At 68.3% G+C, this 16987-nt stretch carries 12 protein-coding genes; 2 read left to right on the top strand and 10 right to left on the bottom strand.

All coding sequences use genetic code 11. The features are described 5' to 3' along the window. Positions 1-264: 264 nt before the first annotated feature. The 3 genes from HWX36_RS21065 to HWX36_RS21075 all read right to left on the bottom strand — a co-directional run bounded on the left by HWX36_RS21065 (position 265) and on the right by HWX36_RS21075 (position 6187). Positions 265-3915 carry a hydantoinase B/oxoprolinase family protein gene (locus HWX36_RS21065; protein ID WP_175954350.1) on the bottom strand — a complete coding sequence of 1217 codons (3651 nt, stop codon included), beginning with the start codon at positions 3913-3915 and terminating at the stop codon, positions 265-267. A 121-nt stretch (positions 3916-4036) separates the two neighbouring features. Beyond that, entirely contained in the window at positions 4037-5335 is a 1299-nt protein-coding gene (locus tag HWX36_RS21070; RefSeq protein WP_175954352.1) for an MFS transporter, read from the bottom strand. A gap of 78 nt (positions 5336-5413) precedes the next feature. Further along, a complete protein-coding gene (locus HWX36_RS21075) occupies positions 5414-6187 on the bottom strand; it encodes a putative hydro-lyase (protein ID WP_175954354.1) in 774 nt (257 codons plus the stop codon). A gap of 205 nt (positions 6188-6392) precedes the next feature. Between HWX36_RS21075 and HWX36_RS21080 the strand changes: the two genes are divergently transcribed. Both HWX36_RS21080 and HWX36_RS21085 read left to right on the top strand, forming a co-directional pair. After that, the gene (locus HWX36_RS21080; protein ID WP_175954356.1) at positions 6393-7325 is read left to right on the top strand and encodes a LysR family transcriptional regulator; all 933 of its coding nucleotides are present in this window, start codon (positions 6393-6395) and stop codon (positions 7323-7325) included. A 178-nt stretch (positions 7326-7503) separates the two neighbouring features. Beyond that, the gene (locus HWX36_RS21085) at positions 7504-8409 is read left to right on the top strand and encodes a hypothetical protein (protein WP_175954358.1); all 906 of its coding nucleotides are present in this window, start codon (positions 7504-7506) and stop codon (positions 8407-8409) included. Between the two features lie 93 nt (positions 8410-8502). Here HWX36_RS21085 and HWX36_RS21090 read toward each other — a convergent pair whose 3' ends face one another. The 7 genes from HWX36_RS21090 to HWX36_RS21120 form a co-directional block, all read right to left on the bottom strand. Further along, positions 8503-10203 (bottom strand): hypothetical protein, encoded by a 1701-nt coding sequence (locus HWX36_RS21090; protein ID WP_175954360.1) that lies wholly within the window; start codon positions 10201-10203, stop codon positions 8503-8505. A 197-nt stretch (positions 10204-10400) separates the two neighbouring features. Further along, complete coding sequence (locus HWX36_RS21095) at positions 10401-10727, bottom strand: antibiotic biosynthesis monooxygenase (RefSeq protein WP_175954362.1); 327 nt, start codon at positions 10725-10727, stop codon at positions 10401-10403. 65 nt (positions 10728-10792) lie between these two features. Further along, positions 10793-11779, bottom strand: a complete 987-nt coding sequence (locus tag HWX36_RS21100) for a YkgJ family cysteine cluster protein (protein ID WP_175954365.1) — start codon at positions 11777-11779, stop codon at positions 10793-10795. Continuing rightward, positions 11773-12582, bottom strand: a complete 810-nt coding sequence (locus HWX36_RS21105; protein ID WP_175954367.1) for a MetQ/NlpA family lipoprotein — start codon at positions 12580-12582, stop codon at positions 11773-11775. Before HWX36_RS21105 ends, HWX36_RS21100 begins: the two co-directional genes overlap by 7 nt. Next, complete coding sequence (locus HWX36_RS21110; protein ID WP_175954368.1) at positions 12579-13628, bottom strand: formylglycine-generating enzyme family protein; 1050 nt, start codon at positions 13626-13628, stop codon at positions 12579-12581. Before HWX36_RS21110 ends, HWX36_RS21105 begins: the two co-directional genes overlap by 4 nt. Positions 13629-13642: 14 nt before the next feature. Then, the gene (locus HWX36_RS21115; RefSeq protein WP_175954370.1) at positions 13643-15601 is read right to left on the bottom strand and encodes an arylsulfatase; all 1959 of its coding nucleotides are present in this window, start codon (positions 15599-15601) and stop codon (positions 13643-13645) included. Between the two features lie 222 nt (positions 15602-15823). Continuing rightward, positions 15824-16543, bottom strand: a complete 720-nt coding sequence (locus HWX36_RS21120; RefSeq protein ID WP_175954372.1) for an SDR family oxidoreductase — start codon at positions 16541-16543, stop codon at positions 15824-15826. Between the last annotated feature and the right edge of the window lie 444 nt (positions 16544-16987).

Below are 16987 nucleotides of genomic sequence, written 5' to 3' on the forward strand. Positions count from 1 at the left end.
AGCCTGCTCAATCGCGGTTGCGGCGGCGCGGGACGGGGTCGGCGAATTGGGCTGAGCGCCCCGCCGGGCGGGCGTTTGCGGCCGATTCCAGCAGCCATGGGCAGCGCTGCGACAAGCCATCGGCGACAGGGTCGGATCGCCTCGCGGCGCTCCGACTTTCCGTCGATTTTGATTCCTTCCGTGCGCTAATACGCAACTTTATTCCACAGTTCGCCGCAATGCCGTTCGAGCCCCGGCGCGGCGCGCCGGCGCCGGTCGCACGGCTCAGCCCGCCGCGCCGTATCCGCCGCCGCCCGGCGTTTCGACCACGAACACGTCGCCCGGCGCCATCTGCGCGCGGCCGATATGGCCGAGCGCCTCGACCGTGCCGTCCGCGCGCTCGATCGTGTTGCGGCCGAGCGCGCCGGCCTCGCCGCCCGCCGCGCCGAACGGTGCGTGGATCCGGTTGTTCGACAGGATCGACGCGGTCATCGGCTCGAGGAAGCGGATCCGCCGCACCGCGCCGTCGCCGCCGCGCCAGCGCCCGCCGCCGCCCGAGCCGGCGCGGATGCGATGCGAGTCGAGCCGCACCGGAAAGCGCCATTCGAGCACCTCCGGATCGGTCAGCCGCGAGTTCGTCATGTGCGTCTGCACCGCGCCGACGCCCGCGAAGCCGTCGCCGGCGCCGCTGCCGCCCGCGATCGTCTCGTAGTACTGGTAGCGATCGTTGCCGAATGTGAAGTTATTCATCGTTCCCTGGCTCGACGCGACGCAGCCGAGCGCGCCGTACAGCGCGTTGGTGATGGCCGACGACGTCTCGACGTTGCCCGACACGACTGCCGCCGGATACTCGGGGTTCAGCATCGAGCGCGCCGGCACGATCACCGTGAGCGGCTTCAGGCAGCCGGCGTTCAGCGGGATCTCGTCGCCGACCAGCGTGCGGAACACGTACAGCACGGCGGCCATGCACACGGCCTTCGGCGCGTTGAAGTTGTTGTCGAGCTGCGCCGACGTGCCGGTGAAATCGATTTCCGCGCGCCGCGCCGCCCGGTCGACGCGGATCGCGACGCGAATCTCCGCGCCGTTGTCGAGCGCATAGCGGTACGCGCCGTCCTGCAGCGCGCCGATCACGCGCCGCACGGCTTCTTCCGCGTTGTCCTGCACGTGCCCCATGAACGCGAGCACGACGTCGCGGCCGAACTGCGCGACCATCCGGCGCAGCTCGTCGACGCCCTTCTGGTTCGCGGCGACCTGCGCGCGCAGGTCGGCCATGTTCTGCTCGACGTTGCGCGCCGGGTAACGTCCCGACGCGAGCAGCGCGCGGGTTTCCGCATCGCGCAGCGTGCCGGCCGACACCAGTTGCCAGTTGTCGATCAGCACGCCCTCCTCGTCGATGTGGGTCGAATCGGGCGGCATCGAGCCCGGCGTCGTGCCGCCGATGTCCGCGTGATGGCCGCGCGAGCCGACGTAGAACAGCGGCGCGTCCGAGCCGTCGGCGAACACCGGCGTGATGACGGTCACGTCCGGCAGGTGCGTGCCGCCGTGATACGGGTCGTTCAGCATGAACACGTCGCCGTCGCGCATGCGGCCGCGGTTGCGCTCGATCACCGTGCGGATGCTTTCGCCCATCGAGCCGAGGTGCACCGGCATGTGCGGCGCGTTCGCGATCAGGTTGCCGTCGCCGTCGAAGATCGCGCACGAGAAGTCGAGCCGCTCCTTGATGTTCACCGAGTACGCGGTGTTCTGCAGCCGCAGCCCCATCTGCTCGGCGATCGACATGAACAGGTTGTTGAAGATCTCGAGCCGCACCGGATCGGCGTCGGTGCCGAGCGAGCGGCGCGTCGGCAGCGGCGTCGTGCGCGTCAGCACGAGGTTGCCCTGCGCAGTCATCCGCGCGCGCCAGCCAGGCTCGACGACGGTCGTGCCGTTCTTCTCCGCGACGATCGCCGGGCCGTCGATCGCGTCGCCGGCCAGCAGCGTGTCGCGCACGTAGAGCGCCGCATCATGCCATTGCCCGCCGGAATGGAAGCGCACCGCGGAATGGGCGCGTAGCGCGGCATCGTCGCCGTTGCCCTCGTTGCGCGGCGCGAGCGGCGCGATCTCCACCGGCGCGTCGGAGCGGCCGATCGCCTCGACCGACGCCAGTTCGGCGACGAGCGGCGTGCCGGGCATCAGGAACGCGTAGCGCTGCCGGTATGCGGCCTCGAACGCCTGCCGCATCGCGGCGACGCTGCCGGCCGGCACGTCGAGCGCCGAGTCGGTGCCCTGGTAGCGCAGGTGCACGCGCCGCTCGGTCGCGATCCGCTCCGGCGGCACGCCCTGTTCGAGCAGCGCGCCGACGGCTTCGTCGGCCAGCCGGTCGAGCGCCGCGTTCAGCGCCGGCAGCGACGCGTCGGACAACACGGCCTCGACCGCGCGCTCGCGCATCGCGGTCTGGTCGGCCAAGCCCATCCCGTATGCGGACAGCACGCCCGCGAGCGGATGCGCGAACACCTGCGTCATCCCGAGCGCGTCGGCCACGCCGCACGCGTGCTGGCCGCCCGCGCCGCCGAACGTCGTCAGCACGTAGCGCGACACGTCGTGGCCGCGCTGCACGGAAATCTTCTTGATCGCGTTCGCCATGCTGCCGATCGCGATTTCCAGGAAACCCTCGGCGAGCGCCTCCGGCGTCTCGCGCCGCCCCGTCGCCGCATGGATTTCATCGGCGAGCGCTTCGAACTTCGCGACCACGCCGTCGCGATCGAGCGGTTCGTCCGCATGCGGGCCGAACACGCGCGGGAAATGATCGGGCTGGATCTTGCCGAGCATCACGTTGCAGTCGGTCACCGTCAGCGGGCCGCCGCGCCGGTACGCGGCCGGCCCCGGGTTCGCGCCGGCCGATTCCGGCCCGACGCGCAGCCGCGCGCCGTCGAAGCCGAGCACCGAGCCGCCGCCCGCGGCAACCGTATGGATGCTCATCATCGGCGCGCGCATCCGCACGCCGGCCACCTGCGTCTCGAACACGCGCTCGAACTCGCCGTGGTAATGCGACACGTCGGTCGACGTGCCGCCCATGTCGAAGCCGATCACGCGCTCGAAGCCGGCCGCCTGCGCGGCGCGCACCATCCCGACGATGCCGCCGGCCGGGCCCGACAGGATCGCGTCCTTGCCCTGGAACGCGTCGGCGCGCGTCAGCCCGCCGCTGCTCTGCATGAACTGCAGGTTCACGCCCGGCATCTCGTGCGCGACCTGCTCGACATAGCGGCGCAGGATCGGCGACAGGTACGCGTCGACGACGGTCGTATCGCCGCGCGACACCATCTTCATCAGCGGCGACACCTCGTGCGACACCGACACCTGCGTGAAGCCGATGCGGCGCGCCAGGTCCGCCAGCGTGCGTTCGTGCGCGGTGTAGCGATAGCCGTGGATCAGCACGATCGCGAGCGCGCGCACGCCGGAGTCGAACACGCGGCGCAGCGACGCTTCGGCACCCTGAACATCGAGCGGCACGACGACGTCGCCGTGCGCGCCGATACGCTCGTCGATCTCGACGACGGTCTCGTACAGCGCGTCGGGCAGCACGATGTCGAGATCGAACAGGCGCGGCCGGTTCTGGTACGCGATGCGCAGCACGTCGCGAAAGCCGCGCGTCGTCGCGAGCGCGGTGCGTTCGCCCTTGCGTTCGAGCAGCGCGTTGGTCGCGACCGTCGTGCCCATCTTCACCATCTCGACGCGCTCGGGCGTGATCGGCTCGCCGGCCGCGAGGCCGAGCAACTGGCGGATCCCGGCCACGGCCGCGTCGCGGTACTGCTCGGGGTTCTCCGACAGCAGCTTGTGCGTGACGAGCGTGCCGTCGGGCCGGCGCGCGACGATGTCGGTGAACGTGCCGCCGCGATCGATCCAGAATTGCCAGCGTGCGGCGTCGGAGGGAACGGGGGAAAGGTGTCGGTCAGTCATGATGTCGGGTCGATGCGTCGTTGAGTCGAGGGGCGAGCGCCGCCGCACGGCGCGCGTCGCGCGCCATGTCGCCGGGTCGGTCAAAGGGGGAGAAAAAACGAAGGGCCGGCCGGGCCGCCGCTCAAGCGGCGTCGAGTTCGCGGCCGCGCGTCTCGGGCAGCGTCAGCGCGGCGACGATCACCACGCCGTACGCGGCGACCGCGAAGATGCCGATGCTCGTGCCGAGCCCGTATTGCTTGGACAGCGCACCGATCAGGAACGGGAACAGTGCCCCGATCGCGCGGCCCACGTTGTAGCAGAAGCCCTGGCCGGAGCCGCGCACGCGGGTCGGGAACAGCTCGGTGAGGAACGCGCCCATCCCCGAGAAGATGCCCGACGCGAAGAAGCCGAGCGGGAAGCCGAGCCACAGCATCGACGCGTTGGTGAGGTTCAGCGACGTGTACGCGAACGCGATCGCCATCGAGCCGACCGCGAACAGGATGAAGTTCGGCTTGCGGCCGAGGCGGTCGGTCAGGTACGCGCTCGTCAGGTAGCCGACCCACGAGCCGAGGATGATCATCGCGAGATAGCCGCCGGTGCCCATCACCGTGAGGTGCCGCTCGGTCTTCAGGAAGGTCGGCAGCCACGTCGTGATCGCGTAGTAGCCGCCCTGCGCGCCGGTCGTCAGCAGCGCCGCGCGCAGCGTCGTCGTGATCAGCTTCGGCGCGAAGATCTCGGTGAGGCGCGGCGCATCGGCTACTTTCGCCTGCGCGGCCTTCTCCTTCTCGTAGACGTCCGGCTCCTTCACGTAGCGGCGGATCGCCACGACCAGCAGCGCGGGCGCAAGGCCGACGAGAAACAGCGCGCGCCACGCCTGCTCGGCCGGCAGCACCGAAAACAGCAGCGCATACAGCAGCGCGCACAGCCCCCAGCCGATCGCCCAGCCCGACTGCACGAGCCCGACCGCCTTGCCGCGGTCGCGCGCACGGATCACTTCGCCGATCAGCACCGCGCCGGCCGTCCATTCGCCGCCGAAGCCGAAGCCCATCAGCGCGCGCGCGGCGAGCAGCTGGTGGTAATTCTGCGCGAGCCCGCACAACGCGGTGAACACGGCGAACCACAGCACGGTGAGCTGCAGCGTGCGCACGCGGCCGATCCGGTCGGACAGGATGCCCGCGATCCAGCCGCCGAGCGCCGATGCGAGCAGCGTGATCGTGCCGATGAAGCCCGCGTCGGCGAGCGAGATGCCCCAGGTCGCGACGAGTGTCGGGATCACGAACGACAGCATCTGCGTGTCCATCCCGTCGAGCATGTAGCCGACCTTGCAGCTCCAGAACGCGCGGCGCTCGCGCGGCTGCGCATCCCCGTACCACGAGAACAGGCCGCTACGCTCGAGGGGCGCGGGCTCGGCGGCGGGGGCCGCGAGGGTCTTGCTTTCCATGGTGATGCTCCTGTCGTTGTGCGCCGTCAAATGGCGATCGTGCGTGCGGTGTGTCGTGCGGGTGGTCGTCGCCCCGGCTCAGAATACGGCCAGCGATGCGTTCGTGATGTCGGTCATCAGCATGTGGCCGGGCGTATGCGCGATCGCGATCGGCAGCTTCGCGTCCATCAGCGCGGTTTGCGGCGTCACGCCGCAGGCCCAGAACACCGGCAGCTCGCCGTCGCGGATCGTCACCGCGTCGCCGAATTCGGGGGCGTTCAGATCGTCGATGCCCAGTTCGCGCGGATCGCCGAGATGGATCGGCGCGCCGTGCACGCCCGGAAACCGGCTCGTGATCTGCACCGCGCGGATCGCGTCGGCGCCGCGCATCGGCCGCATCGACACGACGAGCTGGCCGCCGAAGATCCCCGCGCGGCGGTTCGGAATCGACGTGCGGTACATCGGCACGTTACGCCCCTCCTCCACATGGCGCAGGCCAATCCCTTCGCGGGCCAGCATGTCCTCGAACGAAAACGAGCATCCGATCGCGAATACGACGAAATCGTCGCGCCACAGTGCTTCCAGCGACTCGACGCGTTCGGTCAGGCGGCCGTCGCGGTAGACGTTGTAGCTCGGCACGTCGGTGCGGATGTCGAGATCCTCGCCGAGTGCGTCGACCCGGAACGCGCCCGGCTCGCCGACGCCCAGCAGCGGGCAGGCTTTCGGGTTCGCCTGGCAGAAGCGCAGGAAATCGTGCGCGACCGCCTCGGGCAGGATCGCGAGGTTCGCTTGCGCGTACGGGCCGCAGTGGCCGGCGGTCGGGCCGCGGAACGCGCCGTGGCGCACGGACTGGCGGAATTCGGAAGGGGTCATGAGGGTCTGCCGCAGATCGGTATGTCGTCGGGATGACGGTGCCGTGTCATCGGATACGGCGAAGAATAGAAAAGAAAAAATTTTGTCGCCAACGAGTTTTTTTGCGCTCCGTGTATAGAATTTCTTAACGGATCTTGGGGTTTTCCCAGGCTCCGTTCACTTTTCCTCACCGGCAAAGTGCACATCCCCCCATCGCCCGACCGCCATGAACACGCGCTTTCTCGAAACCTTCGTCACGCTCGCGAAGCTGCGCAACTTCCGCACGACGGCCGCCGCGCTGCACGCGACGCCGGCCGCGATCTCGCAGCGCCTGAAGGCGCTCGAGGACGAACTGCAGACGGGTCTCGTCGACCGCGACAGCCGCGAATTCCGGCTCACGCCGAACGGCGAATACCTGCTCGGCTATGCGAAAGCCGTGGTCGAGGCGACCCAGGAGCTGCTGGCTGCCGCCTCCGGCGAGCGCGCGCTGCGCGGCAAGCTGCGGCTCGGCGTGATCGAGACCGTCGTGCACAGCTGGCTGCCGCACTACATGCGGCGGCTGGCGGCCGACTATCCGCAGCTCGAGATCGACCTGACCGTCGACGTCAGCGTCGTGCTGCAGCGCCGGCTGATGGCGGGTGAGCTCGACCTGATCATCCGCGTGGAAGGCAGCGACGAGGCGTCGGTCGTGTGCGATGCGCTCGCGAACTATCCGGTGCGCTGGATCGCGCGCGCGGGGCTGCTGCCGAACACGCGCACGGGGCTCGCGCGGCAGGTGCTGCGCCAGCCGATCCTCACTTACGGGCGCGGTACGGCGCCCCACCGTGCGCTCGAGGATATCGTCCGCACGCTCGCGCACGCGCACGGCGTGCCGCTGTCGGACACGCGCATCACCGGGTCGCCGTCGATCTCGGTGATCGTGCAGCTCGTGCGCGACGGGTTCGGCGTCGCGGCGATTCCGGTGCTGTTCGTCGATGCGTTGATCGAAAGCGGTGAAGTCGTGGAGCTGCCGCTGCAGCCGTCGCCGCCGTCGATCGTCGTGTCGATGTCGCGGCGGGCGGACGCGCCGAGATTCGTGCATGGCGCATCGATCGCGGCGCGGGCCGCCTGTCACGAGTACTGCGAGAAGAGCAAGCGGTTGCTGGTCGAAGCGCTTTGATGCGGTGCGGGCCGGCGGGTGGCGAGGCCGGGCAGCCGGCACGGATTCGACATCGCCGCCGGAATCACCCACAATCGCCCACAGTCGCCAGCGACGCGTGCGCGCCACGTGTCGTGAATGCCGGCACGGCCGTCCGGCATTGGCCGCTTCGCACGCCCCAGCACAACGAGAAGGCAACATGCAGACTCGCCCCGCTTCCGCTCGCCTGAACCTCGCGCGCGCCGTCATCGTCGCGCTGTACGTCGTATCGCTGCTGCTGCCGGTCGCCGCCGAACCGCCGAATGCGGCTGGCGCAACAAACTGGTGGCGCGGTTACATGGTGCTCGCGATCGGCCCGCTCGCGATCCTCGACCTGCAATTCGCCTGGCTCGGCAACCCGCTGCTGGTCGTCGCGCTGATCAAGCCGAACCGCATCGTGTCCGCGCTGCTCGCCGTGGTCGTGGCCTTCGCACTCGGATGGCACACGATACCGACCGGCCCGGACTTCAAGCCCATCCACGCATTCGGCATCGGGTACTACCTGTGGATTGCGTCGATGGTTGGCGGCGCCGCATTGCCGTGGATTGGCGGGCGCACGAAGAAGGACGCCGTCGCGCCAGCGGCGGTGATCGCGCCGGATGACCCGGTCGATCCGATGAATGCGATGGATTCCGCAGCGCCTGCCGATTCCAGCGACGCGGCGCAACCCCGCACCGCGCCGTCACCGCCCGTTTCGCCCATCCCGCCGAGCCGCTGGGTCGTGACCGCGACCGATACGCGCATCGAGGCGACCGACCCGAAAGGCGCAACGCACGGAATCGCACTGTCCGATCTCGGCGCGGTCGCGATCGAAACCAACGACCAGGGGCCGTACGAATCGGATGTGTGGTGGATCCTGTTCGATACGAACAAGCAGTTCGCGTGCGGGTTCCCGCAGGACGCCGAAGGCGCGAAAGCGGCCGTCGATCGGTTGCTCGACCTGCCTGGCATCGACCACCGCAAGGTCATCGACGCGCAGACGTCGGTCCAGAACGCGATGTTCCCGATCTGGCAGCGCGCGGCGCGGGCGGAGCCGAAAGACGGCGTAGTGCAACGCACCGACTGAACCCGCACCGCGACAAAGCCAAAGGGCACGGCCACGCAAACCCACGGCCGTGCCCGTGTCACCCGGCATCAGCCCGCCGGGCGCTCGCCTGCTTCAGTGCCACCGCCCCGTATCCGTCCCCGGCGCGAATGCGATCCCCCGCAGCACTTCCGCAAACTTCGCCGTCCTCAGCACCGCGAACTGCTCGTGCGCAGCCGTCGCCGCGCTGGTGTTCTTCAGCACGTCACGCACCGCAACCAGCCGGTTCGGATCCGCACCGATATCGCCGTTGCCGCTGACCGTCGACGTGATCGCCCAGATCGTCACCGTGCCGTCGCGTTCGACGCGGCCCGTCAGGTTGCGCAGACCGGCCGTCGCCGGTGCCCACGGCAGGCCCGTCGCCGAATTGTTGCCCGCCGGATAGCCTGCGACCGAATACGGCTGACCGAGGTTCAACCCGTTCTGCAGCGTGTATGCGAGCTTCCACTGCTTCGCCCCTGCGTCGTACACCCACTTCTGCAAGCCCGCCGTGGTCTGCGCGGCGGCATGCGTATACAGGTCCGCGCCGCCCGTATAGCCGTCGCCTTCGTCCGCGACATAGAGCGTGTTCGCGTCGGCGAACCAGATCCCGAACGGATAGGAGAGCGTCGTCGCGGTCTTGTTCAGCGTGGTCGGGAAGCCGGCCAGCACGCACATGTTGTTCGGCAGGCCAGCCGTCTGCAGCGTGGCCGCGTTGTAGGCGAGCGGCGCCGTCGGCAGCACGGCCTTCGGCGACGGCACGCCGACGCCCGACGGGCACGCGGTGCCGGTCGTATCGACGAAGTACACGGTGTTCACGCCGTTGCCGCCGCTGCCCTTCGTGTAGTACACGACGTTGTCGTGCACCGCGATGCCGCGGAAGTTGTCGTCCTTGCCGATCTTGTCGGCCTTCGCGCCGAGTTCCGCGACCGAGAAACTCGCGAGCGGCGTCGGCACGCCCGGATCCTGCTGCGCTTCGCGATGCTTCGCGCCGTCGATGAGCTGTGCGCCCGCGCCGAGGATCACGTTGTCCGGCTGCGGGTTCGAGCCGTTGCCGGCGTTGCCCGACGTGTAGTAGATCTCATGGCCGTCGCGATTGTTCAGGATCGCCGCGCGGCCGTTGTTGCCGCTGTACGCATTCGTCTCGGTGAAGCGGAAATGCCCGTGGCGATCGATGCGCGCGATCGCGCGGTAGAAGGTCTGCCCGTCCGGGTTCGTCGTATCGACCGCGAGCGGCGTGTTCGAGTTCGACACGTCGATCGCGTTGACCGGTGCGACGTAGCCCATGAACGTCAGATAGTTGCCGTCGAGCGACAGGTGCAGGCCGAGTTCCGACTTCGAGCTGAAGCTCGTCACCATCTGGTCGTGCGTGAAGCCGTTCTGCAGGCTGTTCGGCACTTCGAGCGTGCCGACGACACCGCCGGCCGGCGTGATCTGGTCGAGGAAGATGCGCGAAGTGATGCCGAAGTTGCCGTCGTAGCGGTCGTTGTTCCACACGTACGGATAGGTGCCGTCGTTCGGCGCGCCGGATGCCGTGCCGCAACCGCCGGTGGTCTTCGCGCAGTTCGGCGGCAGGATCTCGCCGGGCTGGACATTGCTCGACACGTTGTCGTACACGCTGCGGCTGAGGACCAGGAAGCCCGGCACGAAGCCCGGCGTAAAACGGCTGTCGCCGTCGTTGTCATGCGGGGCAGCGTGCACGCCGATGCTCGCGGCAATCAGCGTCAGTGCGAAGACAGGAACGGTACGATCGCGCAGCGCGCGGCGGCGCTTCGCGGACAAGGCGAAATTCGGCATGGACAAGGCTCCGTACGACATCGAGTGAGGATGTTGTTGGTGGACAGACTGACGACGTGAAGCCCCGCCACCTTAGCCATGCTTGATGAAGAATTGATTGCACGCGAGCGCGGGGAAACCCGCGCGCCAACCCGGGCTGCCGAGCGCGGCGCCTCGTTATTGATCCGTAATGCGAAAGAAATGCATCAGACAGCCATTCAGGCGGGTTGCCCCGCATGCGGCTGCGTGAGCTTGCCGTCGCCATACTCGCGCAGCACTTTCGAAATCACGACGCGATAGCCGTCCAGCCAGCGCGCCTGCTTCGTCTTTGCCTCGAGATGCGCCGGGTGCTGCATCAGCTGCTGCAGCGCGGCCTCCGACTCCCAGTAGTAGACGTTCTGGATCAGCCCCGATTCGGCGCTCTCCCACGTCTCCTCGCCGAGATAGCCGGGCGTCGTGCGCGCCATGTCGGCGATCTGCCGGTCGAGCCGGTGGAATTCGTCGTCGTATTGCCCGGCACGGAAAATGAAAGTCGACGCGTACATGCCCGCTCCATCGAAAGCGATTGAAAGAGCGCGAATTGTAAGACAAATGCGGCGTGCCGAGATCGTCACGCGGCGAGCGTATCGAGGTCGGGCCGGCCGGCGAGCCACGCGTCGATGCGCGGCGCGTCTTCACGCATGCCGGCCGCGGGCGCCGGCAGCGCCGCCAGCGCCTGTCGTGCGCGTTCGAGCGCCTGTGCGAAGCCACGCAACTCACGCGTCGCGGGACGGTCGTCGGCCAGCCGGCGCGCGAGTGCCGCTTCAATATTCACACCGATCAGCGCGAGTTGCGCATCGATGAATGCCATGCACAGCGCGTGGCAATGCGCGGACACCGATGCAACGGCCAACAAGACCGGCGCGATCGACACGGTCAGGTAGCCGCCCGGCGCAAGCCGCGACAGCGCATGCCGCACGTCCTGCCCGCCATCGGTCAACGACGCGAACACCGCATCTCGCCACACCACGCGCTCGAACACGAGCGCTTCGCGATATGCGTCGAGCGCCGCACGATCCGCGACCTCCCCGGCCGTCACCAGCGGAATCGGAAATGAAGATTCAGCGGACGATTGCGTGCGCGCCGTTTCGACGATGCAGTTCGCGCCGAGCCACGCAGCATCATCGCGCCGCGCGGCCAGCACGCGGGGCTGCAAGCGGTCCGGCAACATCGGATCGAGCGGCACCGCGCGGCAGATCGACGGCTTGTCCGCATGCACGCTGCAGCGTCCGTCGCCGGCCAGCGCCGCGCAACGGCCAAGCGACGGATAGTCGTAGCCCTGCAGCGTCAGCGCGATCCATTCGGCTCCCCCGCCGCCGGTGCGATGAAACAACCGCGCCGCCAGCGCATCGGAAGCCGCGACGTCGTCCGCATCGAGCGCGTGCTCGCGGCCGCCCGCACGCCAGCGCTCGCCGATTCGCCGCTTCGGCACGCGACGGATCGCCAGCGCACCGACGAAGCGATGCCGATGCCGGAACAGTTCGCGCAACGACAGCGCCGGTGCGCTGTTGCAGCAGCGTCCGCATGCGTTGCACGCGAGCAGATAGGTCTCTACCACGGCCGCCGCACCGAATCCTGGTAGCGCGTGAGGATGAAGCGCGCGACGTCGTCCGAGTGATATGCGGCGACGAGTTGCGTCACCCACGGCTTCGTGCGATCGGCCTCGCGCACCGTCAGCACGTTCGCATACGGCGAGCGTGCATCCTCGAGGCTGATGCTGTCGCGCGCGGGTTGCAGCCCGGCGCGCGCGGCATCGTCGCTGTCGATCGCGACGAACGCGGCCGTGTCGAGCGCCGCGTAAAGGCGATCGCGCCGCAGTGCGACGAGCTTCAGCCCGAGCCGGTTGCCGGTCACGTCGCGCAGCGTCGCGTGCAGGCCGGCCCGCTCGCGCAGCGTCACCAGCGTGTCGTTCTGCAGCAGCACGAGCGCGCGCGCCATCCCGCGCGGATCGGCGGGAATCGCGACCGTCGCACCGGGCCGCAGTTCGTTCAGGTTCTTCAGCCTGCGCGAATAGAGCGCCATCGGCAGCGTGACGGTCGGCGCGATGCCGGTCAGCGCGTAGCGTTTCCGCGCGCGCGTCGCGGCAAGCTGTTGCGCATCCTCGAAACTGGCCGCGTCGATCCGGCCATCGGCCAGCGCCGCGTCGATGCGCGATGCATCGTCGAATTCGACGACGTCCACGCCGAATCCTCGCGAGGCGGCGACCCGCTTCACTTCATCCAGGATCTGCGCATGCACGCCGCGTGTCACGCCGACGCGCACGGCCGGCGCAGCCGATTCGGCGGCAACGCTCAAACCCGAATGAACGACCGCGCACGCGGCCATCAGCCACGCGCCCGCGCAAACCATGACGCGCTTCATGACGCATCCCTCAGAATCGTGCGAAACCCGATATGCGACGCGCCGAGATCGGCTTCCTGCTGTTCGCGCGACGACGCGCGATAACGCACGCAGTAGTCGCGCGAGCACAGGAACGAGCCGCCCTTGATGACCATCGGCGTATCGTGCCGGCGCGTCGGCGGCGCGACGGCCGCCGTGTCGCCGTTCGTGTGCGACTGGTGCGGGCCCGTGTACGCGTCCTTGGTCCATTCCCATGCGTTGCCGATCATGTCGTAGAGCCGGAACCCGTTCGCCGCGTAGCAGCCGACGGGCGCGAGCCCCGCATGGCCGTCCTCGGCCGTGTCGAGCACCGGGAACACGCCCTGCCAGTAGTTCGCGGCCGGCTTGCCCTGCGCATCGCGCGGCGCCGCGTCGAGCGATGCGTCGTCGCGGCCGGCCTTGCCCGCGTATTCCCATTCGGCCTCGGTCGGCAGGTCGCGGCCGAGCCAGCGCGCATACGCGAGCGCATCGCGCTGCGTGACGAGCGTGACGGGCAGGTTGCCGAGCCCGTCGACGCCGCTGCGCGGCCCGCGCGGATGACGCCACGATGCCCCCTTCACCCACGACCACCACGCCAGGTCGCGCGCGTTCATCTCGTCGCGGGTCGGCACGTGAAACACGGCCGCCCCATCCTGCCGTTCGGCCTCGGTCACGTAGCCGGTCGCCTGCACGAACGCGGCGAACTGCGCAATCGTCACGTCGGTCTGGTCGATCCAGAATCCGCCGACACGCGTGCGACCGTCGCCGACCGGGCGCTCGTCCGCGTAGCCGCGCGTGCTGCCGAACACGAACGCGCCGCCGCGCAGGTGCACCATCCCGGCCTTCGGGTCGTCGCGCCACCCGGCCGGCAGCCCCGAATAGCGCGCGCATTGCCGCTCCGAGCCGAGCGGGGCGAGCGCGCGGCCGCGATTCGCGTCGTCGAATGCGTCACCCGCCGGTGCGACGGGATTGGCATAACCGGCCGCGAACGCGGCGGCGAACAGTGTGGCGGCAAGCGCCGCGCCGATTGTCCGGAACCGGAACCGCATCGTGTCGCCCCGGTTCAGTAGTAGCCGCGCGGACGCAGCGGTTCGACCCCGCCGACGTTGCTCATGTAGGTCTTCCACTGGTCGACGAGCGTGCTGATCACCGACGGGTTCTGCGCGGACACGTCGGTCGTCTCGCCGCGATCCGACGCGAGGTCGTACAGCTGCCAGTGACCGTCGAGCGGCCCGAGCGGCGGCTCGGTCCACAACGCCTTCCAGCGGCCGTCGGCGCTGCGCAGGTAGGCACGGCCGTATGCTTCGTCGCCGAACGGCGCGGTATGCACCTCGCCCGTCGCCGTGCCCGTCAGCACCGGCAGCAGCGACTGGCCGGTGACCGGATACACGTAGCGGTTGTTGTAGATCACCTTGCCCTTGTTCTGATCGACGCCCGTCAGCGTGTTGACGAGCGGCGGCGCCGGCTGCGACGGCGGCGTGACGCCCGCGACCGCGAGGAACGTCGCCGTGTTGTCGGTCACGTGCGTGAATGCGCGCAGCGTCGGCAGCTGCTGCGTCTGGCCCGGCAGGCGCACGATCGTCGGCGTCGACACACCGCCTTCGGCCGAATACCCCTTCGTGAGCCGGAACGGCGACGCACTCACCTCGGCCCAGCGCAGCCCGTATTGCAGGCGCTGCGCGTTCTGCTTGCCGTTGTCGGTGCCGAGCGTCGCGTAGATCGGCGCCTGCCCGTTCGCGGTGTCGGTCGCCGTCGGGTCCGCGCCCGAATCGATCGGCCAGCCTTCCGCGCCGTTGTCCGACTGGAACATGATGAACGTGTTGTCGTATTCGCCGATGTCCTTCAGGTGCTGGATCAGGAGGCCGATGTTGTAGTCGAGGTTCTCGACCATCCCTGCATAGATCTCCATGTAGCGCGCCTGCGCGCGGCGCTCGGCCGGCGACAGGCTCGACCACAGCTTGTCGACGTTGCCGGGGCCGTAGTCGCTGTAGCCGTCCGCGGCCGAATGCACCGCGCTGATGTATTTCGCGGCGGATGTGCCGTTGTTCGCGGTCGCGGGCGACGCGGCCGTCGTTTCAGGCAAGCCGTCGAACGGCTTGAAATCGGCGGGGATCAGGCCGAGCGCCTTCTGCCGCGCGATCCGCGCGTTGCGGATCGCGTCGTAGCCGGCGTCATACACGCCGGCATACTTGTGCAGCCACGGATCGGGCACCTGCAGCGGCCAGTGCGGCGACGTGTAGGCCGCGTATGCGAAGAACGGCTTGCCGTCGCGCCGGTTCGAATCGATGTACGAGATCAGCTTCTGCGTATAGAAATCGGTCGAATAGAACACGGCCGGACTGCCGCCCGCGCCGCCCGGCTGCCCGGGCTGGCCAGGCTGCACGTAGCGGCCGTCTTCCGTGTAGTTCGACGAGCCGGCCGGCTCGTGCGCGAAGTGGTTCGTCGCCGCGCCGCCGAGCAGCACGTAGCTGCGCTCGAAGCCCCACTGGTCGGGCGTCTGTCCGCTGCCCGTCGCGCTGCCGACGATCCCCGAGCCGATATGCCACTTGCCCGCGATGTAGGTGTGGTAGCCGGCATCCTTCAATAGTTGTGCGAACGACAATGCCCGGTCGTTCAGGTAGCCCTCGTAGCCGGGCAGCCCGCGCCGTTCGTCGGTCGGCACGCCCATCGTGCCTTCGCCGACGAGATGGTGGTCGGTGCCGGACACCAGCATCGCGCGCGTGATCGCGCAGACGGTGCCCGTGTGATGGTTCGACAGGATGCGGCCCGACGCGACGAGCGCGTCGAGGTTCGGCGTGTTGATCTCGCCGCCGAATGCATGGATGTCGGAATAGCCGAGATCGTCGGCCATGATGTACAGGATGTTCGGGCGTTTCGCGGCCAGCGGCGGCGTGGTGTTCGTCTGCGGCGACGGCGTCTCGCTGTCGACGCCGCCGCACGATGCGAGCGACAGCGCGCCGGCAATCGCGGCGCAGACGACACGGAAACGAAAGGCATGCAACGGCGACGCGGACTTTTTCATTGTTCTGAACGCTCGATCTACGGGAGCGGCGATCTTAGCGTCGCGCGCGCGGCGCCCAAAGTCCGATTCGTCACATGCTAACGGGGTGGCGGAATATGCGTGCAAGCAGAATGCCCGCTATCAGCGCGCGCACATGGGCGCGCCCCCCCGCCCCCGATACGTGCCGAAACCGGCCGCTGCCGGGCCCCAGCGTCTACGGCGCCCGACGCTTCAGCTTCGGCGTCAACTCCGCCCGCCGAGACTGCCGCCGCCATCCACGGCCAGCACCTGCCCCGTGACGAAAGCGGCTTCGTCCGACAGGAAGAACACGACTGCGGCCGCCACATCGCCGGACGTGCCGAGCCGGCGCGCGGGGATCGTCGCGAGCACCTTGCGTTCGGCTTCGCTGCCGACGGGCCGCGTCTGCCGGAACAGTTCCGTCTCGATCGGCCCCGGCGCAACCGCGTTGACGGTCACGCCATGTTCGGCCAGTTCGAGCGCCCATGTGCGCGTGCAGCCGACGAGCGCACTCTTCGCGGCGGAATACGCGGTGCGATCGAGGCTGCCGAAGATCGCGCGGCTGCAGATGTTGACGATGCGCCCGTAGCCACGCGCCTTCATCGCATCCGCAAAGTGCTGCGTAACCTGGATCGCGGCCCGCACATTGAGATCGAACACGGTCTGCAGCGACTGGAAATCAATCTGTCCAAGCGGTTGCGGCAACACGATACCCGCGTTGTTCACGATGCCGTCGACGTCGTGCTGCTCACTGACGCGTGCAAGGGTGGCCGCCGTCTGTTCGATGTCGGCGAGATCGCACGCGCGCAATTCGCCGGGGAAGTCGATGTCCTGTGTGTGACGCGCGAGACCGATGACGCGATGGCCTCGCTGTGCGAGCAACGCGCTGACCGCAAGGCCGATGCCGCGCGATGCGCCGGTGACGAGATACGTGCGAGATGACATGAGTGCTCCCGAAGTCCGTTCACATGAATGGCGTGGAAGGTGTTTTCCGGGCGGAGGCCCGGAACCTGCGCTTTCATCGGACGATTCTACGTGCGTAACGGGACGTTACGTCGTGTCGTTACGCGCGAACCCGTAGCAACACGTTACGTTTTCTCCGCGTCAGCCTCGCCGGGAATTTCCAGATCACGATTTTCCTTAAATATCGTCTGATTAAATTGCAATACTCCATTTGTAAAAGAAAGCTTGTTAATGAATATCCAATTCGAAAACGTTTTACATGACAGAAATATGCAGCCGAACAATTAGACGAATAACGACTTAAAAAAGTATGCCGTTTAAAAAATTGGCAGGCACGCCTCTTGCTGCCTCCCCCCACCATGTGCCGCGTTCGACCAGGAACGAATCACCCGAAAATCGGGCGGCGCCCTATTTCGTACAAATGAT

It is taken from the genome of Burkholderia sp. BCC0405, assembly GCF_902833075.1.
GTDB lineage: Bacteria > Pseudomonadota > Gammaproteobacteria > Burkholderiales > Burkholderiaceae > Burkholderia.

Bases quoted from the DNA above. Each gene is read 5' to 3' on its own strand.
- HWX36_RS21065 (WP_175954350.1), bottom strand. From the start codon at position 3,915: ATGACTGACCGACACCTTTCCCCCGTTCCCTCCGACGCCGCACGCTGG.
- HWX36_RS21080 (WP_175954356.1), top strand. From the start codon at position 6,393: ATGAACACGCGCTTTCTCGAAACCTTCGTCACGCTCGCGAAGCTGCGC.
- HWX36_RS21075 (WP_175954354.1), bottom strand. From the start codon at position 6,187: ATGACCCCTTCCGAATTCCGCCAGTCCGTGCGCCACGGCGCGTTCCGC.
- HWX36_RS21070 (WP_175954352.1), bottom strand. From the start codon at position 5,335: ATGGAAAGCAAGACCCTCGCGGCCCCCGCCGCCGAGCCCGCGCCCCTC.
- HWX36_RS21085 (WP_175954358.1), top strand. From the start codon at position 7,504: ATGCAGACTCGCCCCGCTTCCGCTCGCCTGAACCTCGCGCGCGCCGTC.
- HWX36_RS21095 (WP_175954362.1), bottom strand. From the start codon at position 10,727: ATGTACGCGTCGACTTTCATTTTCCGTGCCGGGCAATACGACGACGAA.
- HWX36_RS21115 (WP_175954370.1), bottom strand. From the start codon at position 15,601: ATGAAAAAGTCCGCGTCGCCGTTGCATGCCTTTCGTTTCCGTGTCGTC.
- HWX36_RS21120 (WP_175954372.1), bottom strand. From the start codon at position 16,543: ATGTCATCTCGCACGTATCTCGTCACCGGCGCATCGCGCGGCATCGGC.
- HWX36_RS21110 (WP_175954368.1), bottom strand. From the start codon at position 13,628: ATGCGGTTCCGGTTCCGGACAATCGGCGCGGCGCTTGCCGCCACACTG.
- HWX36_RS21105 (WP_175954367.1), bottom strand. From the start codon at position 12,582: ATGAAGCGCGTCATGGTTTGCGCGGGCGCGTGGCTGATGGCCGCGTGC.
- HWX36_RS21090 (WP_175954360.1), bottom strand. From the start codon at position 10,203: ATGCCGAATTTCGCCTTGTCCGCGAAGCGCCGCCGCGCGCTGCGCGAT.